Source organism: Pseudomonas sp. DY-1 (assembly GCF_003626975.1).
Classification (GTDB): domain Bacteria; phylum Pseudomonadota; class Gammaproteobacteria; order Pseudomonadales; family Pseudomonadaceae; genus Metapseudomonas.
Genome location: NZ_CP032616.1, coordinates 2,348,844 through 2,365,831 on the forward strand (window position 1 = coordinate 2,348,844; position 16,988 = coordinate 2,365,831).

18 protein-coding genes are annotated in these 16,988 nt (G+C 64.1%); 10 read left to right on the forward strand and 8 right to left on the reverse strand.

Annotation, left to right across the window (positions count from 1 at the left end; translation table 11 throughout):
* Positions 1-148 precede the first annotated feature (148 nt).
* Together D6Z43_RS11175 and D6Z43_RS11180 are read left to right on the forward strand one after the other, a co-directional pair.
* On the forward strand, positions 149-1,033 hold the full coding sequence (locus D6Z43_RS11175) for a LysR family transcriptional regulator (protein ID WP_120652081.1): 885 nt from the start codon (positions 149-151) through the stop codon (positions 1,031-1,033).
* Positions 1,034-1,222: 189 nt separating this feature from the next.
* Positions 1,223-2,059 (forward strand): bifunctional allantoicase/(S)-ureidoglycine aminohydrolase, encoded by an 837-nt coding sequence (locus D6Z43_RS11180; protein WP_120652085.1) that lies wholly within the window; start codon positions 1,223-1,225, stop codon positions 2,057-2,059.
* 142 nt (positions 2,060-2,201) lie between these two features.
* Here the strand turns inward: D6Z43_RS11180 and D6Z43_RS11185 are convergent, their stop codons facing one another.
* Positions 2,202-3,095 (reverse strand): LysR family transcriptional regulator, encoded by an 894-nt coding sequence (locus D6Z43_RS11185; RefSeq protein ID WP_120652087.1) that lies wholly within the window; start codon positions 3,093-3,095, stop codon positions 2,202-2,204.
* A gap of 86 nt (positions 3,096-3,181) precedes the next feature.
* Here D6Z43_RS11185 and D6Z43_RS11190 point away from each other — a divergent pair, with 86 nt between their 5' ends.
* Together D6Z43_RS11190 and D6Z43_RS11195 are read left to right on the forward strand one after the other, a co-directional pair.
* A complete protein-coding gene (locus D6Z43_RS11190; RefSeq protein ID WP_120652089.1) occupies positions 3,182-3,964 on the forward strand; it encodes an NAD(P)H-dependent oxidoreductase in 783 nt (260 codons plus the stop codon).
* 134 nt (positions 3,965-4,098) lie between these two features.
* Positions 4,099-5,454 carry a hypothetical protein gene (locus D6Z43_RS11195; protein WP_120652090.1) on the forward strand — a complete coding sequence of 452 codons (1,356 nt, stop codon included), beginning with the start codon at positions 4,099-4,101 and terminating at the stop codon, positions 5,452-5,454.
* 15 nt (positions 5,455-5,469) lie between these two features.
* Here D6Z43_RS11195 and D6Z43_RS11200 read toward each other — a convergent pair whose 3' ends face one another.
* Both D6Z43_RS11200 and D6Z43_RS11205 read right to left on the reverse strand, forming a co-directional pair.
* Entirely contained in the window at positions 5,470-6,321 is an 852-nt protein-coding gene (locus D6Z43_RS11200; protein WP_120652092.1) for a CAP domain-containing protein, read from the reverse strand.
* A gap of 340 nt (positions 6,322-6,661) precedes the next feature.
* Positions 6,662-8,422 carry a diguanylate cyclase gene (locus D6Z43_RS11205; RefSeq protein WP_120652094.1) on the reverse strand — a complete coding sequence of 587 codons (1,761 nt, stop codon included), beginning with the start codon at positions 8,420-8,422 and terminating at the stop codon, positions 6,662-6,664.
* A gap of 191 nt (positions 8,423-8,613) precedes the next feature.
* Here D6Z43_RS11205 and D6Z43_RS11210 point away from each other — a divergent pair, with 191 nt between their 5' ends.
* Both D6Z43_RS11210 and D6Z43_RS11215 read left to right on the forward strand, forming a co-directional pair.
* On the forward strand, positions 8,614-9,318 hold the full coding sequence (locus D6Z43_RS11210) for a YebC/PmpR family DNA-binding transcriptional regulator (protein ID WP_120652095.1): 705 nt from the start codon (positions 8,614-8,616) through the stop codon (positions 9,316-9,318).
* Complete coding sequence (locus D6Z43_RS11215; RefSeq protein ID WP_120652097.1) at positions 9,296-9,547, forward strand: hypothetical protein; 252 nt, start codon at positions 9,296-9,298, stop codon at positions 9,545-9,547. The genes D6Z43_RS11210 and D6Z43_RS11215 overlap by 23 nt, the downstream gene beginning before the upstream one ends.
* A gap of 54 nt (positions 9,548-9,601) precedes the next feature.
* Here D6Z43_RS11215 and D6Z43_RS11220 read toward each other — a convergent pair whose 3' ends face one another.
* Positions 9,602-10,501, reverse strand: coding sequence for a DMT family transporter (locus D6Z43_RS11220; RefSeq protein WP_120652099.1), 900 nt, complete (start codon positions 10,499-10,501; stop codon positions 9,602-9,604).
* Positions 10,502-10,631: 130 nt separating this feature from the next.
* Here D6Z43_RS11220 and D6Z43_RS11225 point away from each other — a divergent pair, with 130 nt between their 5' ends.
* Positions 10,632-11,069: an Lrp/AsnC family transcriptional regulator gene (locus D6Z43_RS11225; protein WP_028630156.1), complete on the forward strand. Its 438-nt coding sequence runs from the start codon at positions 10,632-10,634 to the stop codon at positions 11,067-11,069.
* 97 nt (positions 11,070-11,166) lie between these two features.
* On the opposite strand, the gene D6Z43_RS11230 is transcribed toward D6Z43_RS11225, so the two are convergent.
* Both D6Z43_RS11230 and D6Z43_RS11235 read right to left on the reverse strand, forming a co-directional pair.
* Positions 11,167-12,015, reverse strand: coding sequence for a type 1 glutamine amidotransferase domain-containing protein (locus tag D6Z43_RS11230; protein WP_120652101.1), 849 nt, complete (start codon positions 12,013-12,015; stop codon positions 11,167-11,169).
* Between the two features lie 14 nt (positions 12,016-12,029).
* Positions 12,030-12,335, reverse strand: a complete 306-nt coding sequence (locus D6Z43_RS11235) for a putative quinol monooxygenase (protein WP_120652103.1) — start codon at positions 12,333-12,335, stop codon at positions 12,030-12,032.
* A 95-nt stretch (positions 12,336-12,430) separates the two neighbouring features.
* Here D6Z43_RS11235 and D6Z43_RS11240 point away from each other — a divergent pair, with 95 nt between their 5' ends.
* Positions 12,431-13,348: a LysR substrate-binding domain-containing protein gene (locus tag D6Z43_RS11240; protein WP_120652106.1), complete on the forward strand. Its 918-nt coding sequence runs from the start codon at positions 12,431-12,433 to the stop codon at positions 13,346-13,348.
* A 75-nt stretch (positions 13,349-13,423) separates the two neighbouring features.
* On the forward strand, positions 13,424-15,271 hold the full coding sequence (locus D6Z43_RS11245; RefSeq protein ID WP_120652108.1) for an ABC transporter ATP-binding protein/permease: 1,848 nt from the start codon (positions 13,424-13,426) through the stop codon (positions 15,269-15,271).
* 77 nt (positions 15,272-15,348) lie between these two features.
* On the opposite strand, the gene D6Z43_RS11250 is transcribed toward D6Z43_RS11245, so the two are convergent.
* Complete coding sequence (locus tag D6Z43_RS11250; RefSeq protein ID WP_120652110.1) at positions 15,349-15,672, reverse strand: carboxymuconolactone decarboxylase family protein; 324 nt, start codon at positions 15,670-15,672, stop codon at positions 15,349-15,351.
* 135 nt (positions 15,673-15,807) lie between these two features.
* Here D6Z43_RS11250 and D6Z43_RS11255 point away from each other — a divergent pair, with 135 nt between their 5' ends.
* A complete protein-coding gene (locus D6Z43_RS11255; protein ID WP_120652112.1) occupies positions 15,808-16,572 on the forward strand; it encodes an alpha/beta hydrolase in 765 nt (254 codons plus the stop codon).
* On the opposite strand, the gene D6Z43_RS11260 is transcribed toward D6Z43_RS11255, so the two are convergent.
* Positions 16,569-16,883: a putative quinol monooxygenase gene (locus tag D6Z43_RS11260; RefSeq protein WP_120655240.1), complete on the reverse strand. Its 315-nt coding sequence runs from the start codon at positions 16,881-16,883 to the stop codon at positions 16,569-16,571. The genes D6Z43_RS11255 and D6Z43_RS11260 overlap by 4 nt on opposite strands.
* Positions 16,884-16,988: the final 105 nt, after the last annotated feature.

Sequence of the window (16,988 nt, forward strand, 5' to 3'; positions counted from 1 at the left end):
CTGGAGCACCAAGGTGCCCAGGCCTTCGCTGTTTCCCCCTAAAACCGTGCCCCATTCACCTGCCTCCGAGCACTCTGCGCGAAGTGGATTGCCCAGGCGAAGGTGAGCTGCTAAAAGCGGAATCGTCATTCATAAAGCCGATACCGCCATGAGCGAAAGTGAAAAATCGAATAGCCGCCTGTTCGACCTCGACCTGCTGAGGGCCATCGTCACGGTGGCCGACTGCGGCAGCTTCACCACCGCTGCCGCCCGTCTGCATTCGACCCAATCCACCATCAGCCAAAAGATTCGCCGCCTGGAAGAAATGGCCGGGCATCGCTTGCTGGAACGCGGCAACCGAGATGTGCTGCCCACCGATGCCGGCGAAACCCTGCTGGGTTATGCACGGCGCCTGCTGGCTCTCAACGACGAAATGGCCGAGGCGCTGTCCGGCGCCACGGTTGCCCTGACGGTGCGCATCGGCGTACCGGACGACTTCGCCACCGGGCGTACCACCGAGCAATTGGCCGCCTTCAACCGGCGCTACCCGCAGGTGAAGCTGGAGGTCACCAGCGGTCTCAGCCGTGATCTCAGCGCCAGCTACGACCGTGGTGAGCTGGACCTGGTGCTCCTCAAGCAGCGTCAGAACAGTCGCGAAGCAGTGGCCTGCTGGCCGGAAAAAACGCGCTGGGTGGACAGCGCCAACAACCCCTGCATCGACCTCGACCCGCTCCCGATCGTCACCTTCCCGCCGCGCGGGGTTTACCGCGACGAGATGATCAGCGCCCTGGAATCCGTGGGCCGGCGCTGGCACATCAGCTTCACCAGCTCGAGCCTCTCCGGCATCCAGTCGGCCATCGCCGACGGCATGGGCATCGGCCTGCTGCCGCTGCGCGCGGTGACGGCAGGCCACGCCGTAGTGCCGAAGAACACTGGGTTGCCATCGGTGGATGTGTTCGAAGTCGCCCTGCTCCATCGTCCTGCGGCGGACCCGATGGTGCAGGAGCTCGCCCGCGTGCTGACTCGGGTCCTGGCCCAGGACACTCGAGGCTGAGCGGCGGCCGAATTCACATTCGAAATATGAATACGGCGGATTCCAACATTTAATTTGTGCATGAACACGCCACTGGATATCGTGGTTTTCAGCGACGGTCGCACCCTCCCCGGAGCGCACCGATCTGCACGAATTGTCGCCTCGGCGCCATGCGCGCCAGGCAGCAAGACAACAATGAGGAAATGCCCCATGTCCAAATCCAGCTACTACGCGCCGCACGGCGGGCACCCGGCACAGACCGAGCTGCTTACCGATCGCGCGATGTTCACCGAAGCCTATGCCGTTATCCCCAAAGGCGTGATGCGTGACATCGTCACCAGCCACCTGCCCTTCTGGGACAACATGCGCATGTGGGTCATCGCCCGCCCGCTGTCCGGTTTCGCCGAAACCTTCTCCCAGTACATCGTCGAACTCGCCCCCAACGGCGGCAGCGACAAGCCTGAGCAGGACATCAACGCCGAAGCGGTGCTGTTCATCGTGGAAGGCGAGCTGAGCCTGACCCTGCAGGGCCAGGTCCACACCATGCAACCGGGCGGCTATGCCTTCATCCCGCCGGGTGCCGACTGGAAACTGCGCAACACCAGCGGCCAGCACACTCGCTTCCACTGGATTCGCAAGCACTACCAGAGAGTCGATGGCGTACCGCTGCCGGAAGCCTTCGTCACCAACGAGCAGGACATCGAGCCGAAGGTGATGCCGGATACCGAAGGCCGCTGGAGCACCACCCGCTTCGTCGACATGGCCGACATGCGCCATGACATGCACGTCAACATCGTCAATTTCGAGCCGGGCGGCGTGATCCCCTTCGCCGAAACCCACGTGATGGAACACGGCCTGTACGTGCTGGAAGGCAAGGCGGTGTATCGCCTGAACCAGGACTGGGTCGAAGTCGAAGCCGGCGACTTCATGTGGCTGCGCGCCTTCTGCCCGCAGGCCTGCTACTCCGGTGGCCCTGGTCGCTTCCGCTACCTGCTGTACAAGGATGTGAACCGCCACATGCGTCTGACCCTGAACCAGCCGCATTGATGATTCACCTCGACGGGAGCCCAAGGGCTCCCGTCGTCGTTTCTGCCTTCAATGAATTGCATAACTGCACTTTGTGTAGGAGCGAGCTTGCTCGCGAAAGGTCGGCTCAGAAGGTTCGCGGGCAAGCTCGCTCCTACACGTTTCAAACCGCCTGAACGATCTGCTCCCGCAACCACTGGTGCGCCGGGTCGCGATGGGAGCGTTCGTGCCACAACATGGCCATCTCGTAGCCCGGTACTTCCAGGGGGGCCTCCACTACCTGCAGGGCGGTGCTGCCCCGCACCAGACGCTCGGGCAGCATGGCCACCAGGTCGGTGCTCTCCAGCACAGAGCGCAGGAAGAGAAAATGCGGCACCGACAGCACCACCCTCCGCTCCAGCCCATGCTCCGCCAAGGTCTCGTCGGTGATGCCATGGAAGCCGCCACCATCAGGCGAGACGATCACCTGCTCCAGGGCGCAGAACTGTTTCAACGTCGGTCGTCGCTTTAGCCCCGGATGGTCGATACGACCCGCCAGCACATAGCGTTCGGCAAACAGTGTGCGGCGTCGCAGGTTGTGCGGCGAGCCTTCGACCGTATGGAAGGCCAGGTCGATTTCCCCTTGCTCCGCCTGCCGAGCGATGCGCGTCGGCGCCATTTCCACCACGGCCAGCCGGGTACCCGGTGCCCGCGCCCGTAGCCCGGCCAGGGCCGGCAGCAAGATGGACGACTCACCGTAGTCGGTGGCCGCCACACGCCAGGTCTGCTGAGCCTCGGCCGGGTCGAAGGCAGTGGCCGGTGCCACCGCCCGTTCCAAGGACTCCAGCGCCTGCCGCAAGGGCTCGCGCAATTCCTCGGCGCGCGCCGTCGGGCGCATTCCACGTGGCCCGGGCAGCAGCAGCGGATCGTCGAAGACCTCACGCAGTTTGGCCAGATGCACGCTCACCGAAGGCTGGGAGAAGTTCAGCCGCTCCGCCGCGCGGGTCACGTTGTGCTCGGCCAGCAGCACGTCGAGGGTCACCAGCAGGTTGAGGTCCAGCCGCCTGAGATTATTCATTGCAATACCTGGAATACTGGATATTCATTTCCAATATACCTGGCGGAGCACCATCCTGCGCCCATCCCGCACTGGAGGTTTTCCCCATGAATGTCCTGATCGTATTCGCCCACCCTGAACCTCGCTCCCTCAACGGCGCCCTTCGGGATTTCGCCGTGCAACGCCTCGAAGCCGCTGGCCACCGGGTGCAGGTCAGCGACCTCTATGGAATGGGCTGGAAGGCCACGCTGGATGCCGATGATCACCTCGACTACCAGCCGGGCGTGCCGTTCTCCCCGTCCGGGGACTCCCGGCAGGCGTTCGCCAATGGCCGGCAGAGCGACGACATCGCCCGTGAGCAGGAAAAACTGCGCTGGGCCGATGCGCTGATCCTGCAGTTTCCGATGTGGTGGTTCACCATGCCGGCGATCCTCAAGGGCTGGGTCGAACGCGTCTACGCCTATGGTTTCGCCTACGGCGTGGGCGAGCACTCCGACAGCCGTTGGGGCAATCGCTATGGCGAGGGTAATCTGGCCGGCAAGCGCGCCATGCTGATCGTCACCACCGGCGGTTGGGACTCCCACTACAGTTCACGCGGGATCAACGGCCCCATTGATGACCTGCTGTTCCCCATCCAGCATGGAATCCTCCACTACCCTGGCTTTGATGTACTGCCGCCCTACCTGGTCTACCGCACCAGCCGCATGGACGAAGCCCGCTTCGCCGCCGTGCGCGAGGAACTGGGTGAGCGCCTGGACACGCTCTGGCAGACGACTCCCATCCCCTACCGCAAACAGAACGCCGGCGATTACGAAATACCCGCCCTCACCCTGCGCCCCGATCTCGCCCCGAGCCAGAGCGGTTTCGCAGCCCATCTCGGCCAGGACTGAATCGCCTCTGCAAGACTGATGAAGGGGCGCTTGCTGCGCCCTGAACTGCCCCTGTCCATCCATCGAGGCTTCCGGTAAAAACACTCGGGTAGCGTGGAGCACCCCCGATGATGGACAGGAGCGAAATAACAACAATGAAAACCACGACATCGCTACGGGCCTTCCTACCGGCCCGTGCTGCATCCGGCCTTGCCCTCTCGCTCGTGGTCAGCCTGCTGGCGGGTTGTGCGCCCCTGCCGCCCCAATCCAACTTCACGCAAGCGGTGCCTCCGGCGGACTTCAGTATCCAGTTCAACGCAGACCCCGCCGTGTGGGGCGCGTACGCCTCACTCGTGGGGCATCGCTACACACCTCAACAGCAGGACGTACCTGGCTACGAGCTTTCCTGGAGCACGCCTGGCCAGGAAATCCGCGAGACGGCGCGAAGCTCCGCCGGCGACGTGCTGTTCAGCCGCACCGTTCGCCGCGGCTCCCGCGCGGGACAATTGATCAGCAACCTGAACGGCGTCGAATGGGAGGGCACGCTCGAAGCCGATGGTTCCGTGCTGTTTCTCGGTGTCGCGCCCTACCGCATCCGTCAGTCCCCCGATGGCGCCTATGTGCATGAGATCGTCGAAGCGAGCGCAGAGGGCAAGGTGACGAAAGTCCTGTTCTCCACGCCCTATCCGCAGGAGAACGCCCCCACGCAGTCGACTGCCCAAACGACCCCGCCGGCACCTGCCGCGCAGCAGCCCACCGCTGAACACGCTGCCCCGCCCCCGACAGCAACCAGCACAGGGCAATCGACCCCCTCCGCAGATCAAGTTCATTCAGCCCTGACCGCCGCTACAACCGCCGTCAAATCCGCGCCTTCGGTATCGGCCGAAACCCAGGCCAGTTCAGCTGTTGCCGACAGCACGGACAGCGCAGCACAAGACGCCCAGGTGGCCGCCTTGATGGCCCAGCACACAGCCATGATCCAGGAGATGGGCATCGAGGAAGAAGTGAATGCCCAGGCCGCCGAGATACTGGCCCAGGTCGAGCGAGAGAACGCCGCCAGCCGACCAGCGCCCGCAAGCACCGACGACCCGGCGCTGGCCGCGACGCCTGCTGCCCCGGCTCAGGCCAATGGCCTGCTCACTAAAACGGTCAATGGTGTGGATTACAGCGTGAGCCCCAGTCTGCCGGTCCCCATCAAGGGCACCTACGAATACGAGGGCAACGGGGAGCCGGTTGTCGAGATTCATGACGGCGATATGGCGAGTGCGTTTCAGCCCCACGGCGATCCGAAAATCCCCATCACTGCATGGATAGCCAAGGCACCCGATGGCTCGGATCTCAAAGAGGAAGGCGTAAACGGTCGCTATCAGGTGATGCTGGTCATTCAGTATGGCGCCGGCGGCGGCGGCAACTATCCGCAGGACAGTTACTCGCTGCTACCGGTGGTGGTCGCCCCCGACCTGGGCAAGGCTTTCATTCTCGGCGAGCGCATCAAGAACAGCCTGAACTGATACCCGCCTCCGCACTCACTGCGCTCCGAACATCGTCGTCCAGTAGATGCCCGCGTCACTCTTCGGGTCCACCGCGTACGCGGCGCCGAGTTCGCGGAATTGCGGGTTCATGAGATTGGCGCAGTGGCCGGGGCTGGCCAGCCAGCCGTCTACCACCTTGCTGGAGGTGTCCAGGCCGGCGGCTATGTTCTCGCCGATCAGTTGGGCGGAGTAGCCGGCCAGCTCGGCGCGGTCGCCGGGGGTACGGCCATCGCGGTCCTTGTGGTCGAAGAAGTTCTGGTTGGCCATGGCGCGGGTATGTTCCAGCGCGGCACCGGCCAGGGTGGCATTCCACGTCAGCGGCGGTGCGGCGGCGAAGGATTGGGTGCCGCATTGGCGGGCCTGGTTGCGAGCGGTGTTGATCTGCGCCAGCAGCTTCTGCCCTTCAGCCTGCCAGTCGCCCAGCCCGCCGGCCAGCAATGGCCGCGCCAGCACGATGCGCCAGTCCTGACCCTCGCGGCTCACACCGACATCGACGAACTGCGGGTCCAGCACCACCTGGCAAAAGCTTTCCTTCAAGGCCTTCATGGCCGCCGAGGCGTCACGCGGGCCGGAGAGGTTGATGGCCTGCACGTTGACCAGGGGATAAGCCGTTCGCGACAGCGCTTGCTGGAGGTCGCCAATGCTGCCGGCCGGCAGGATCAGGCGCGGGTCAGCCTTGAGCGGGGGTAGCTCCATCGACGCCTGGCCGGCACAAGGCTGTACCTGGCCGCGATAGACATTGATGGAATCGACCAGTTGCGTCTCCTCACTCGCCACCGCGGTGCTGGCCAGCGCCAGTCCCAGCGACAGCACACCAAGGCGCAGAACGGATGACATGACCTCCATGGAAACCTCCCTCAAGCTGATTGCGCTCAATGATGCGCGATTCCGCCCCATCCTGTGCACTCTCCGTGGCAATTAGCGGCGCGCAGGTAAAAGAAAATCCGCCATGTGGTTACTCGTCCTGCAATGCCCTGAATAAGGGTTTGTTACTCGATGCCGCCCTCCAGTTCCCCCTTTTCAAGCAGCCGTGCGCCGGCTCCAGAGCATGAAGACTGGGCACACCGAGAATGGCGGAGCTGGGGAGATGAAATCAGGAGGTGGCATTCGACAGAAGCGCGAGCTTGCAGAGAGAGGGGACCGGCAGCTGGCCAGGATCCTGGTCGCCGCGACGGGCCCGCATCTTTCAATGGCATTCGATGCGGTTACGACCGCCCCGCTTGGCGCGATAGAGCGCCATGTCGCTGCGTGACAAGGTGGCCTCGGCGCTGACATCGGTGGGGTGGATAGTGGCAATACCAACGCTGACGGCCAGGGCCAGGCGCTCGTCGCCGTGAGGCAGCGGTGTGCGGTCCAGCTCCTGCTGGACACGTTGGGCGAAGATCATGGCTTCGCCTACGGAGGCATTGCTCAGCGCCACCGCGAACTCTTCGCCGCCCATACGCCCGGCGGCGTCAGTGCGACGCAACTGGGCACAGAGAATCGCCGAGAAGTGCCGCAGCGCGAGGTCTCCCACGGAATGGCCCCAACGATCATTGATTGACTTGAAGTGATCGAGGTCGAACATCAGGATTGCCGCGCAATAGCCGACCGAGCGCTGCACACGCGCCAGTTCGCTCTCGAGCTGCTGCATGAAATGTCGGCGATTGGAGAGCTGGGTCAGCGAATCGGTGGTAGCGAATACCTGCAGTTCGGCTTCGATCAGCTTTCGCTCGGTAATATCGGTGATAAATCCGTGCCAGAGCACGCTGCCGTCCGCCAGGGGCCTGGGCCGCGCATCACCCTGCCGCCAGGACGCGCCACAGCCCGGGAGCTGAACCCGGTATTCCAGGTGCCACGGCTTGAGGTCCCGCGCGGAAGTCTCAAGCGATCCGAGGTAAAGCGCGAGGTCGTCCGGGTGGATGATCGCATGCAGCGCGTCCGCGCTCTGCTCCAGTTGCTCCGGCGTCAGCCCGTAGATTTCGCGAACCCCGGCGCTGACATAGGAAAAGTACGAGTGCCCATCCAGCCGTCGCCGGTACTGGAAGACCATGCCCGGAATCTCGTTGGTCAGGTCTGTCATCAACGCAGCGGTCTGCTGCATCTTTTCGGACAGTGCCCGCATGGCGGTAATGTCGGTGGTCGTGCCTACCATGCGCAGCGGTTTGCCGAACTCATCGCGCTCAACCACCTTGCCGCGACTGCACACCCACTTGTAGCTTCCGTCCCGGCAACGCAGCCGGTGTTCCACTTCGTAGGCTTCGGTACGTCGCTCGAAGTGGGCCTGAATGGTTGCCTGCACGTAAGCCAGATCGTCCGGGTGGACGCGGGTGTAGCTCTCCTCGATGCGATTGCCGACCTCGTGGTCCGCGTACCCCAGCAAGGCTTTCCAGCCGGTGGAGTAGTGGATTTCGCCGGTCACCGCATTGCGATCCCAGATTCCGGTTCCACTTCCGGCGATGGCTGGCGCCAGGCGCCGCTCGCTTTCCTGCAGACGCTCCAGCTCCCGTCGATCCGACTCCTCACGTACCAGCACCCCAGCTGCAAGTTCAGCGAGATCGCGCAGCCCCTGGTGCTGCTCGACATCCAGATCTCGGGGCTGGTCGTGCAACAGGTAGAGCACGCCGAACAGGGCGCCATCCGCCCCCGGCAAAGAGCAGGCAGCGAGAAAGCGCAGGCCGGGCAAGACCTTCACCAGGTCGTGATTGCGCAAGTGCTCGTCCCTGTGGATATCAGGCACCACGAGCAGCGCATCGGTTTGGGTGACGTGAAAAAGAGGCAGGTGGCCATCCGGCAATGGGTCGACGAGTGTCCAGCCGTCACAGGCGCAAACCTGCTGGAGCCCCCTGTTGCCAGTGGTCAGGAGCGCGGCCCTGACGCCGAAATGTCGCCTGGCCATGCGGACCAGGCCGTCGAATCGCTCATCTCTGGCGCCTTCCGGCGCGTTGGAACTGCTGGGCAACTGCATTCGGACTCCGCCTCGCAGGGGCTGCTACACCACCTGGCGCCTATTGGCCTGGTGATATGCAATCTAACCATAATGGCCAATTGGTGCCAGATTCTCCGCACGGGCGGGCTGACGAGTTGGCTGGCAGCTTCCCCCGTCGCCCCAGTAGAATCGCCACCCGTTTCCCCCAACGAACCAGCGAGAGAGCCGCCATGGGCGCCCAGTGGAAAGCCAAACCCAAAGAAGCCGCCGCCAACGCCCGAGGAAAGATCTTCGGCAAACTGGTGAAAGAGATCATGATCGCCGCGCGTAACGGCGCCGATCCGGACATGAACCCCAAGCTGCGTCTCGCCGTGCACCAGGCCAAGAAGGCCTCCATGCCGAAAGACACCCTGGAGCGCGCCATCAAGAAAGGCGCTGGCCTTTCCGGTGAAGTGGTCAACTACGAGCGCACCCTCTACGAAGGTTTCGCCCCGCACCGCGTGCCAGTAATCGTCGAGTGCCTGACCGATAACGTGAACCGTACCGTCGCCGAAGTGCGGGTGCTGTTCCGCAAGGGCCAACTGGGCACCTCCGGCTCGGTTGCCTGGGACTTCGACCACCTGGGCATGATCGAGGCAGAACCTGCCAGCGCCGATGCCGACGTGGAAGTGGCCGCCATCGAGGCCGGTGCCCAGGACTTCGAAGCCGCCGATGAAGGCGCCACCCTCTTCTACACCGACCCGACTGACCTGGACGCCGTGTGCAAGGCGCTGCCGGAATTCGGCTTCACCGTGCAATCGGCCAACCTGGGCTACAAGGCGAAGAACCCGGTGAGCCTGTCCGGTGCCGAGCTGGAAGAAGTGGAAGCCTTCCTCGACGCGCTGGACAACCACGACGACGTGCAGAACGTCTATGTCGGCCTGCAAGCCAACTGATCCGGCAAGCCGCCGGCAGTTCCACGAGGAGCATGCCGGGCAGGCCCGTGACGAAGCGCTGCGTCTATTGGCGCAGCGCGACGCCATGGGCCCGCGCTGGCTCGCCTGGGTAGCCACAGAGCTGTACCACCTCAAGCCGTCGGCCTTCGCCAATATGGTGCGTCGTGAGCTGGAACGCCTGAATACGGCGGACCTCCAGTTCGGCCAGGCATCGAAAGAGCTGCATTGAGCGCATCGGCGCCCAACGAATCCGACATTGGGCCGCGCTCCGCTTGGTGCCAGCCTACGATTGGGTTTGAACCGCCCGGCGCAGGCTGAAGCTCCAGCCCTGCTGCATCCCCAACGCCGCAACGAGAATCGCCGCCACGCCCACCCACTGCAACAGTTCGAGGTGTCGGCCGAAGGCGAACCAGTCGACGAAGATCGCCGCGATCGGATAGATGAACGACAGTGCGCCAGTCAGGGCCGTCGGCAGTTTCTGTATGGCGCCGTAGAGCAGCACATACATCACGCCGGTGTGGATCACGCCGAGTGTCAGCAGGATGGACCAGGAATCAGTGCCCTGCGGCAGGCTGGATAGATTCGCCACGGGCGCCAGCAACAGCACCCCGGTGGTGACCTGAATCAGCGCGATCAGGTGCGGTGGCACCCCGCTCAGCCGCTTGATGATCAGCGCCGCAATCGCATAGAGCAACGCCGCGCCCAGGGCCAGGGCAATGCCCGCCAGGTAATCACCGCCACTTTCGCCCTGCCCGCCGTGGGCGCTGACGATGGCCAGCATTCCCAAGAACGACACGGCAAGCCAAGCCAGCTTCTGCACGGTGATCTTCTCACCGAGGAACAGTGCTGCCAGCCCGACCAGCATGAACGGCTGGACGTTGTAGATCGCCGTGCCGATGGAGATAGACGCTCGCGAGTAGGAGGCGAAGAGCAATACCCAGTTGCCGACGATGGCCACGCCGCTGAGTACCGCAAGGAGGAAGGTGGCTCGGGTAAGGATGCCGGGGCGCAGGAAGCCCATCGCCGCGCAGATGACCAGCAAGGTCAATGCGCCGAACAGGCAGCGCCAGAACACCACATCCAGCACCGGCTGCCCGGAAAGCATCACCAACCAGCCAATGGTGCCGGAGATGAGCATGGCGGCGACCATTTCCAACGAACCGCGATGTATTGATTTGTCCATGATGGGCTCCTCTGTGTGGCGCACAGTATGACGAGCCACAACGGGCAGATTCCATGCGATAGAAAAGGCTAATTTCGCCATCTACCTTTACTATCAAGGCACTTTTATCCGTTCACCTAACGAGGCCGCCATGACCGACGACATCGACCAGTTGCTGATCTCCGCCTTGATGGAAGACTCGCGCCGTTCCCTCAAGGCCCTGGCGCAGATCAGCGGCCTTTCCTCCCCCAGCGTCGCGGAGCGACTGCGCAAGCTGGAAGAACGCGGTGTGCTCACGGGTTACACGGTGGAGGTGGACCCGAAGGCCTTTGGCTACCAGCTCCAAGCCATCGTGCGAATCCGTCCCCTGCCCGGCCAGTTGCAGGTGGTGGAACGCAAGATCCAGGACATTCCGGAGTTCACCGAGTGCGACAAGGTGACCGGCGACGACTGCTTCATCGCACGGCTGTGCGTGCGCTCCATGGAACAGCTCGACACGCTGCTGGACCGCATCAACGTCTATGCCGAAACCAGCACCGCCATCGTCAAGAAAACCCCGGTGAAGCGACGGCTGCCGCCGATGGCGTGAAACACCGCGCAGCAGGTTTTGCCGCGCGGCGCTCCATTGAGGAACGCTGCCCGGCAAGTCGGTGCCCGGCGCCAACTGGCCAGAGCGGCGTAGCGCGTTACTCGCTCTTCCGCACCCCCAGCTTTTCCACCAACGCCTTGGCCAGCGCATGGTCGGAGAACGGGTTCTGGCCGGTGATCAACTCGCGATCCACCACCACGTTGGGACTCCAGGCCGTGGCGTAGGCCATGTCGCCGCCAGCACCTGCCATCGCCTTGGCCGGGTAGAAGAGGATGCGGTCGCCGTTGAGGGAGCTTTCGAATACCTGCTCTTCCGGGTCGGCGAAGATCGTCATGCGGTAGCCCTGGTAGAGCCAGTTGCTCGCCGCCGGCTTCTCGCCACGGGCGAGGGCCGCCTGGTAGCTGGCGGGATCGTCCTGGGCCGAGAGCAACGCAATGGGCCCGTGGCAAATGGCAGCGGTGGGCTTGCCGGCCTGGTGGAAGTGACGCAATAGCGCTCCCACTTCGGGGTTGTTGGCCAGGTCGATCAGCGGCGCGTGGCCACCGGGAATCAGCAACCCGGCATAGCGGTCCAGGTCTCCGGCGAGTACTTCTTGCAGCGACAGGCTGTCGTTCATGCCTGGCAGGCCTTCGACCACATTCTGGATGCGCTTCATTTCCGCTGCGTCTCCGCCGAAGTACTGCGGATCGATGGAGCGTTTATCCACGCTCGGTGCGTTGCCCCTGGGGGTCACCAGTACCAGCGCGTAGCCCGCCTTGAGCAAGTGGTCCGCGGGTACGCCGAACTCGTTGAGGTAGAAGCCGGTGGGGTACTGCTTACCGTCCTTGAGTGGCAACTGGTTCTCGCTGGAAAGCAGCACCAGCACCTCGCCCTTGGGCGCCGCATTGGCCGTGCCGGCCAGCATCGCGCCGGCAAGGGCCAGCGCCAGGGTGGAAACCTTGGTCATGTTGAATCTCCTGATCAGTTGAACGGTGCCAAGTCCAGCGGACGGGCGAGGCGTACCTGGGTGGGCGCGGCCAGCCAGTCGGCAGTGGCGGCGCGATACGCCTGGTAATGGGCGCTCTGGCGATGGGCTTCGACGGCAGCCTCATCGGCGTATAGCTCGAAGAGGTCGAAAGCCAGCACCTCGCCCTCGTGGATGAACAGGTCGTAACGCAGGTTGCCGGGCTCAGCCCGGGAGCGCTCGACCATCACTCGCAGGGCCCGCTCCACCGCGTCGCGGTGCTCGGGTCTGGGGCTGATGGTGGCGAAGATGCTGATGGTCATGGGGTCTCCTGGATATCAGCGCGTCAGTGGCCGCCATCCTAGGCAAGGCACTAAGATTCGATAATTCGAAAGCTTCTATTTCTGGCATCCAAAAAATGAATATCACCAAGAAGGACCTGAACCTGCTGCTGGTCTTCCACGTGCTCTACCAGGAACGCAATGCGTCGCTGGCGGCCGAGCGCATGGCCCTCAGCCAACCGGCCTTGAGTCACAAGCTGAACAAGCTGCGCCACCAGTTCGGCGACCCGCTTTTCGTCCGCGCCCCCCGCGGTCTCACGCCCACGCCCCGCGCCCATGAGCTGGCGCCCCAGGTGCAGCGCCTGGTGGGCGAGCTGGAAGCCTTCTACGAGCTCTGCGACGGACAGGACTTCCTCGGCCGCGCCGAGCGCCTCCATCTCTACAGCACGGACTATGTGGAACAGACGCTGCTGCCGAAGCTTCTGCCGAAGCTGCGCAGCCAGGCGCCGAACCTGGTTCTGGTCACCCACAACACCCGTGGCCAGCTCCCTCGCGACGAGCTGGAGAAAGGCACCTGCGACCTGGCGATTGCCGGCTTCTACACCGACCTCCCAGGCACCTTTCACCAGCAGCGCCTGCTGAGCGAGGACTTCGTGGTCCTGGCCTCCCAAGGCAACGCGCGCCTGGCCAACGGTCTGGACCTGGACGCGTTCCTCGCCTGCGAGCACCTTCTCACTACCCTTACCGGTGACCTCGATGGCCTGGTGGATCGGGCCCTGCAGGCCAGGGGACTGAGCCGCCGGGTCGCCGCCGGGCTGTCCAGCTTCATCGCACCGACCCGGCTGATTCGCGGCACCGACCTGCTGCTCACCTGCCTGCGCTCACTGGCCGAAGAAGCCGTGGATCGCGACCCCGACCTGCGCATGCACCCGCTGCCGTTGACGCTGCCACGGGTGGAGGTTATGCAGATCTGGCATGAACGGACCGACGCCGACCGGCTGCGCCGCTGGTTCCGCAAACAGGTCCAGCAGGTGGCCGATTCCATCGCGCGCTAGCCCTCGGGTGGCTTCGCGCCAGACCCGGCTCTGGAGTATCGTCGCCAGATCTTGATCACAGAAGGCAGGTGGGCGATGGCAGCCCTGGATGACAACCCGGCTCCGCAGGACGCGACCGGTAACAAGAACGACGGTTCCGCTCCCATTGCGCGCAAGGCCGGCACCCGTGGCGATGCCGCCGTGATCGCCACCTTGCTGCCCTACCTCAAGCCCTACACCGGCCGCATCGCCCTGGCGCTGGGGCTGATTTTCGCCGCCAAACTGATCAACCTCTACGTGCCGATCGCCCTCAAGCAGATCGTCGATGGGCTCAATGTCGAGCCCAGCCTCCTGGTGCTGCCGGTTGCCCTGTTGCTGGCCTATGGCGCCTCGCGCATCGGCGTCACCCTGTTCACCGAACTGCGCCAGGTGGTATTCGCCCGGGTCATGGCGCGGGCCTCGCGGCAGATCACCCTCAAGGTGTTCCAGCACCTCCACGGGCTGAGCCTGAAGTTCCACCTGGGCCGGCGCACCGGCGGCGTCGCCCGTGACGTCGAGCGTGGCGGGAGTGCCATCTCCGACCTGCTGGACTGGACGCTGTACACCATTGTCCCGACCCTGCTCGAAGTGCTGCTGGTCACTGCAGTGCTGGTCTGGGCGTACGACTGGGGCTTCGCCTTCATCACCCTCGCCACCCTGGTTGCCTATGGCATCTGGACGTTCGCCATCACCGAATGGCGCACCCGCTACTACCGCGCAGCGGTGGAGGCGGACACCCGCGCCAATGAGCGCGCGGTGGATTCGCTGCTCAACTACGAGACGGTGAAGTACTTCAACAACGAAGCCCACGAGTCGACACGCTACGACGAGAACCTGCGCCACCTGGAGAACGCCAAGGTCAAGGCCACCAAGTCCTTGGCGCTGCTCAACCTGGGCCAGACCTCCATCGTCGCCATGGGTGTCACGGCCATGATGTGGCGTGCCGCCGCGGGCGTCGTGGCCGGCGAACTCACCATCGGCGACCTGGTGCTGGTGAACACCTACCTGCTGCAGCTGTCCGCCCCGTTGTTCATGCTCGGCATGATGTACCGCGAGGTGAAGCAGGCGCTGACCAACATGGAGCGGCTGTTCGGTCTGCTGGACGAGCGCCAGGACGTGCAGGACGCGCCGGGCGCCACCCCGCTGCAAACCACCCGGCCACGGGTGCGCTTCGAGAACGTGCACTTCGGCTATGACCCGCGCCGGGAGATACTCCACGGCGTGGACTTCGAGATTCCCCCCGGCGGCACCGTGGCAGTGGTCGGCCATTCAGGGTCTGGCAAGTCCACCCTCGCCCGGCTGCTCTACCGCTTCTACGACATCGATGCCGGGCACATCCGCATCGACGGCCACGACCTGCGCGAACTGACCCAGGGCTCGGTGCGCAGCGCCATCGGCATCGTTCCCCAGGACACCGTGCTGTTCAACGACAGCATCTACTACAACATCAGCTACGGCCGCCCCGGCGCCAGCCGCGAGGAGGTGGAGGCCGCCGCCCGCGCCGCGCATATCCACGACTTCATCCTGCGCCTGCCCGATGGCTACGAGACCCCCGTGGGTGAGCGCGGCCTCAAGCTCTCCGGCGGCGAAAAGCAACGTGTGGCCATCGCCCGCGCCCTGCTGAAGAACCCCGCCATCCTGATCTTCGACGAGGCCACCTCGGCACTGGACTCCAAGTCGGAAAAGGCCATCCAGACCGCCCTGGACCGCATCCAGGTCGGCCGCACCACGCTGGTCATCGCCCACCGTCTGTCCACGGTGATGGATGCCGACCAGATTCTCGTGATCGACGCCGGCCGCGTGCTAGAAAAAGGCACTCACCGCGAGCTGCTGGAAGCCGGCGGCACCTATGCGCAGATGTGGATGTTGCAGCAGCAGGAGCCGGAGGTGAGCCCCATCCCATAGAGGCAGCATTTGTAGGAGCGAGCTTGCTGAGTCTGCTCTTTCGCGAGCAAGCTCGCTCCTACCTGAAGCAATGCGCCCTATTCCTCGCTTTCCAGCACATCCCCCGCCCAGCTCAGGGCCGCGACCACGGTAGGAAAACCGATGGTGCTGGTCAGCGCGAGCAAGGCATGGTGGATATGCGCCGGACTGGCGCCGGCCTCCAGGGCCCGCCGGGTATGGCTGTGGACAGCCCCTTCGGAATGGATCGCCGCTGCTGCGGCGAGCTGGATCAGTTGCAGGCTGAGTTCATCCAGGGGGCCGGCCTGGCGCACCACAGCGCCGAGGGTTTCCACCGCCTGGAAGTACGCCGGGTGTTGTTTCTTCAGGCGCTTGTAGGTTTCAAGACCGTGTTTGCGTTCCATGGGAATACCTCGCGTGGGCATGCCCTTTCAGCTTAGGCAAGCCTGCCTCGACTAAGGTGAATGAACCCGCCCCGCGGCAGAGAGGACATCCACTGTGTTCAAGAGCCCCATCGCCGATCGCGTTCCGACATCAGCATGCGGCGCAGCCTGATCGGCGGCGTCCTGCTCGCCATTGCGCTCTATCTGGGAGCCGGCACGCTGCTGTTCGCATTCCAGCGTTCGCTGCTGTATTTCCCGCAACCCCGTGCCATTGGCGGTCCGGACCGGCTCCTGATGCTGCCTGTGACGGACCAGCAGATCGCCGTCACGGTGCGTCCGCTGGCCAGCTCCAAGGCGCTGATCTACTTCGGCGGCAATGCCGAGGACGTGTCCCGCAGCCTGCCGGACTTCGCCGAAGCCTTTCCCGATCACGCGCTCTACCTGCTGCATTACCGGGGGTTCGGCGACAGCACCGGACGGCCCACGGAGGCCGCCATCCTGCACGATGCCCTGAAGCTGTTCGACAAAGTCAGCGCTCTGCACAGCGAAGTGGCCGTGGTCGGCCGCAGCCTGGGCAGCGGCGTGGCCATTCACCTCGCCAGCCAGCGCCGGGTCGCGCGGCTGGTACTGGTCACGCCCTACAACAGCATCCTGGAGCTGGCCCAGCGGCAATTCCCGATCTTCCCGGTTCGCTGGATGCTTCAGGACAAGTACGAGTCCTGGCGCTACGTCCCGGCCATCGCCGTGCCCACCCTGCTGATCGTCGCGGAGCGCGACGAAGTCATCCCGCGCTGGAGCAGCGAAAAACTCTTCGCCCAGTTCCGCTCGGGCGTGGCGCGGAGGGAAGTGATCGTTGGGGCCGGCCACAACGACATTGGCGGCCGACCGGAGTACCTCAGTTTGATTCGCAGCGGAATCTAGGCTTTGGCGGACGACGGACTGAGCATCTTGATTTCGCGGACATCGAAGTCCCGCTCAAGGTAGTCCATGCGGTTTTCGTGGAAGCTCTGCATGTGCGGTAACGCGCAATGAAAGTCGAAGGCGGCGCGGCTCTGCCAGACCTCGAAGAAGATGAACAGGCTCGGGTCCTGGGCATCACGCAGCATGTGGTACTCGACGCAGCCCTCCTCCGCCCGGCTGGGTTCGACATAAGCGCGGAATAGCGATTCGAACTCGTCGGCTTTCTCGGGACGTGTATGGGCATGCAGGATAAAAGCGTGGGGTTGGCTCATGGCATCGGCCTCGCGGGTGACGTGATTTTTATCAACCCTATCGCAAAGCACACCCATCAATTCATGACTTTACCGCAAGTATCAATTGCGCCCCGGGCGGTGTTT

Coding starts and splice junctions, on each gene's coding strand:
- D6Z43_RS11250 (WP_120652110.1), bottom strand. CDS start 15,672: ATGGAACGCAAACACGGTCTTGAAACCTACAAGCGCCTGAAGAAACAA.
- D6Z43_RS11230 (WP_120652101.1), bottom strand. CDS start 12,015: ATGACCAAGGTTTCCACCCTGGCGCTGGCCCTTGCCGGCGCGATGCTG.
- D6Z43_RS11235 (WP_120652103.1), bottom strand. CDS start 12,335: ATGACCATCAGCATCTTCGCCACCATCAGCCCCAGACCCGAGCACCGC.
- D6Z43_RS11190 (WP_120652089.1), top strand. CDS start 3,182: ATGAATGTCCTGATCGTATTCGCCCACCCTGAACCTCGCTCCCTCAAC.
- D6Z43_RS11175 (WP_120652081.1), top strand. CDS start 149: ATGAGCGAAAGTGAAAAATCGAATAGCCGCCTGTTCGACCTCGACCTG.
- D6Z43_RS11210 (WP_120652095.1), top strand. CDS start 8,614: ATGGGCGCCCAGTGGAAAGCCAAACCCAAAGAAGCCGCCGCCAACGCC.
- D6Z43_RS11240 (WP_120652106.1), top strand. CDS start 12,431: ATGAATATCACCAAGAAGGACCTGAACCTGCTGCTGGTCTTCCACGTG.
- D6Z43_RS11180 (WP_120652085.1), top strand. CDS start 1,223: ATGTCCAAATCCAGCTACTACGCGCCGCACGGCGGGCACCCGGCACAG.
- D6Z43_RS11200 (WP_120652092.1), bottom strand. CDS start 6,321: ATGGAGGTCATGTCATCCGTTCTGCGCCTTGGTGTGCTGTCGCTGGGA.
- D6Z43_RS11255 (WP_120652112.1), top strand. CDS start 15,808: ATGCGGCGCAGCCTGATCGGCGGCGTCCTGCTCGCCATTGCGCTCTAT.
- D6Z43_RS11225 (WP_028630156.1), top strand. CDS start 10,632: ATGACCGACGACATCGACCAGTTGCTGATCTCCGCCTTGATGGAAGAC.
- D6Z43_RS11195 (WP_120652090.1), top strand. CDS start 4,099: ATGAAAACCACGACATCGCTACGGGCCTTCCTACCGGCCCGTGCTGCA.
- D6Z43_RS11245 (WP_120652108.1), top strand. CDS start 13,424: ATGGCAGCCCTGGATGACAACCCGGCTCCGCAGGACGCGACCGGTAAC.
- D6Z43_RS11220 (WP_120652099.1), bottom strand. CDS start 10,501: ATGGACAAATCAATACATCGCGGTTCGTTGGAAATGGTCGCCGCCATG.
- D6Z43_RS11185 (WP_120652087.1), bottom strand. CDS start 3,095: ATGAATAATCTCAGGCGGCTGGACCTCAACCTGCTGGTGACCCTCGAC.
- D6Z43_RS11215 (WP_120652097.1), top strand. CDS start 9,296: ATGTCGGCCTGCAAGCCAACTGATCCGGCAAGCCGCCGGCAGTTCCAC.
- D6Z43_RS11260 (WP_120655240.1), bottom strand. CDS start 16,883: ATGAGCCAACCCCACGCTTTTATCCTGCATGCCCATACACGTCCCGAG.
- D6Z43_RS11205 (WP_120652094.1), bottom strand. CDS start 8,422: ATGCAGTTGCCCAGCAGTTCCAACGCGCCGGAAGGCGCCAGAGATGAG.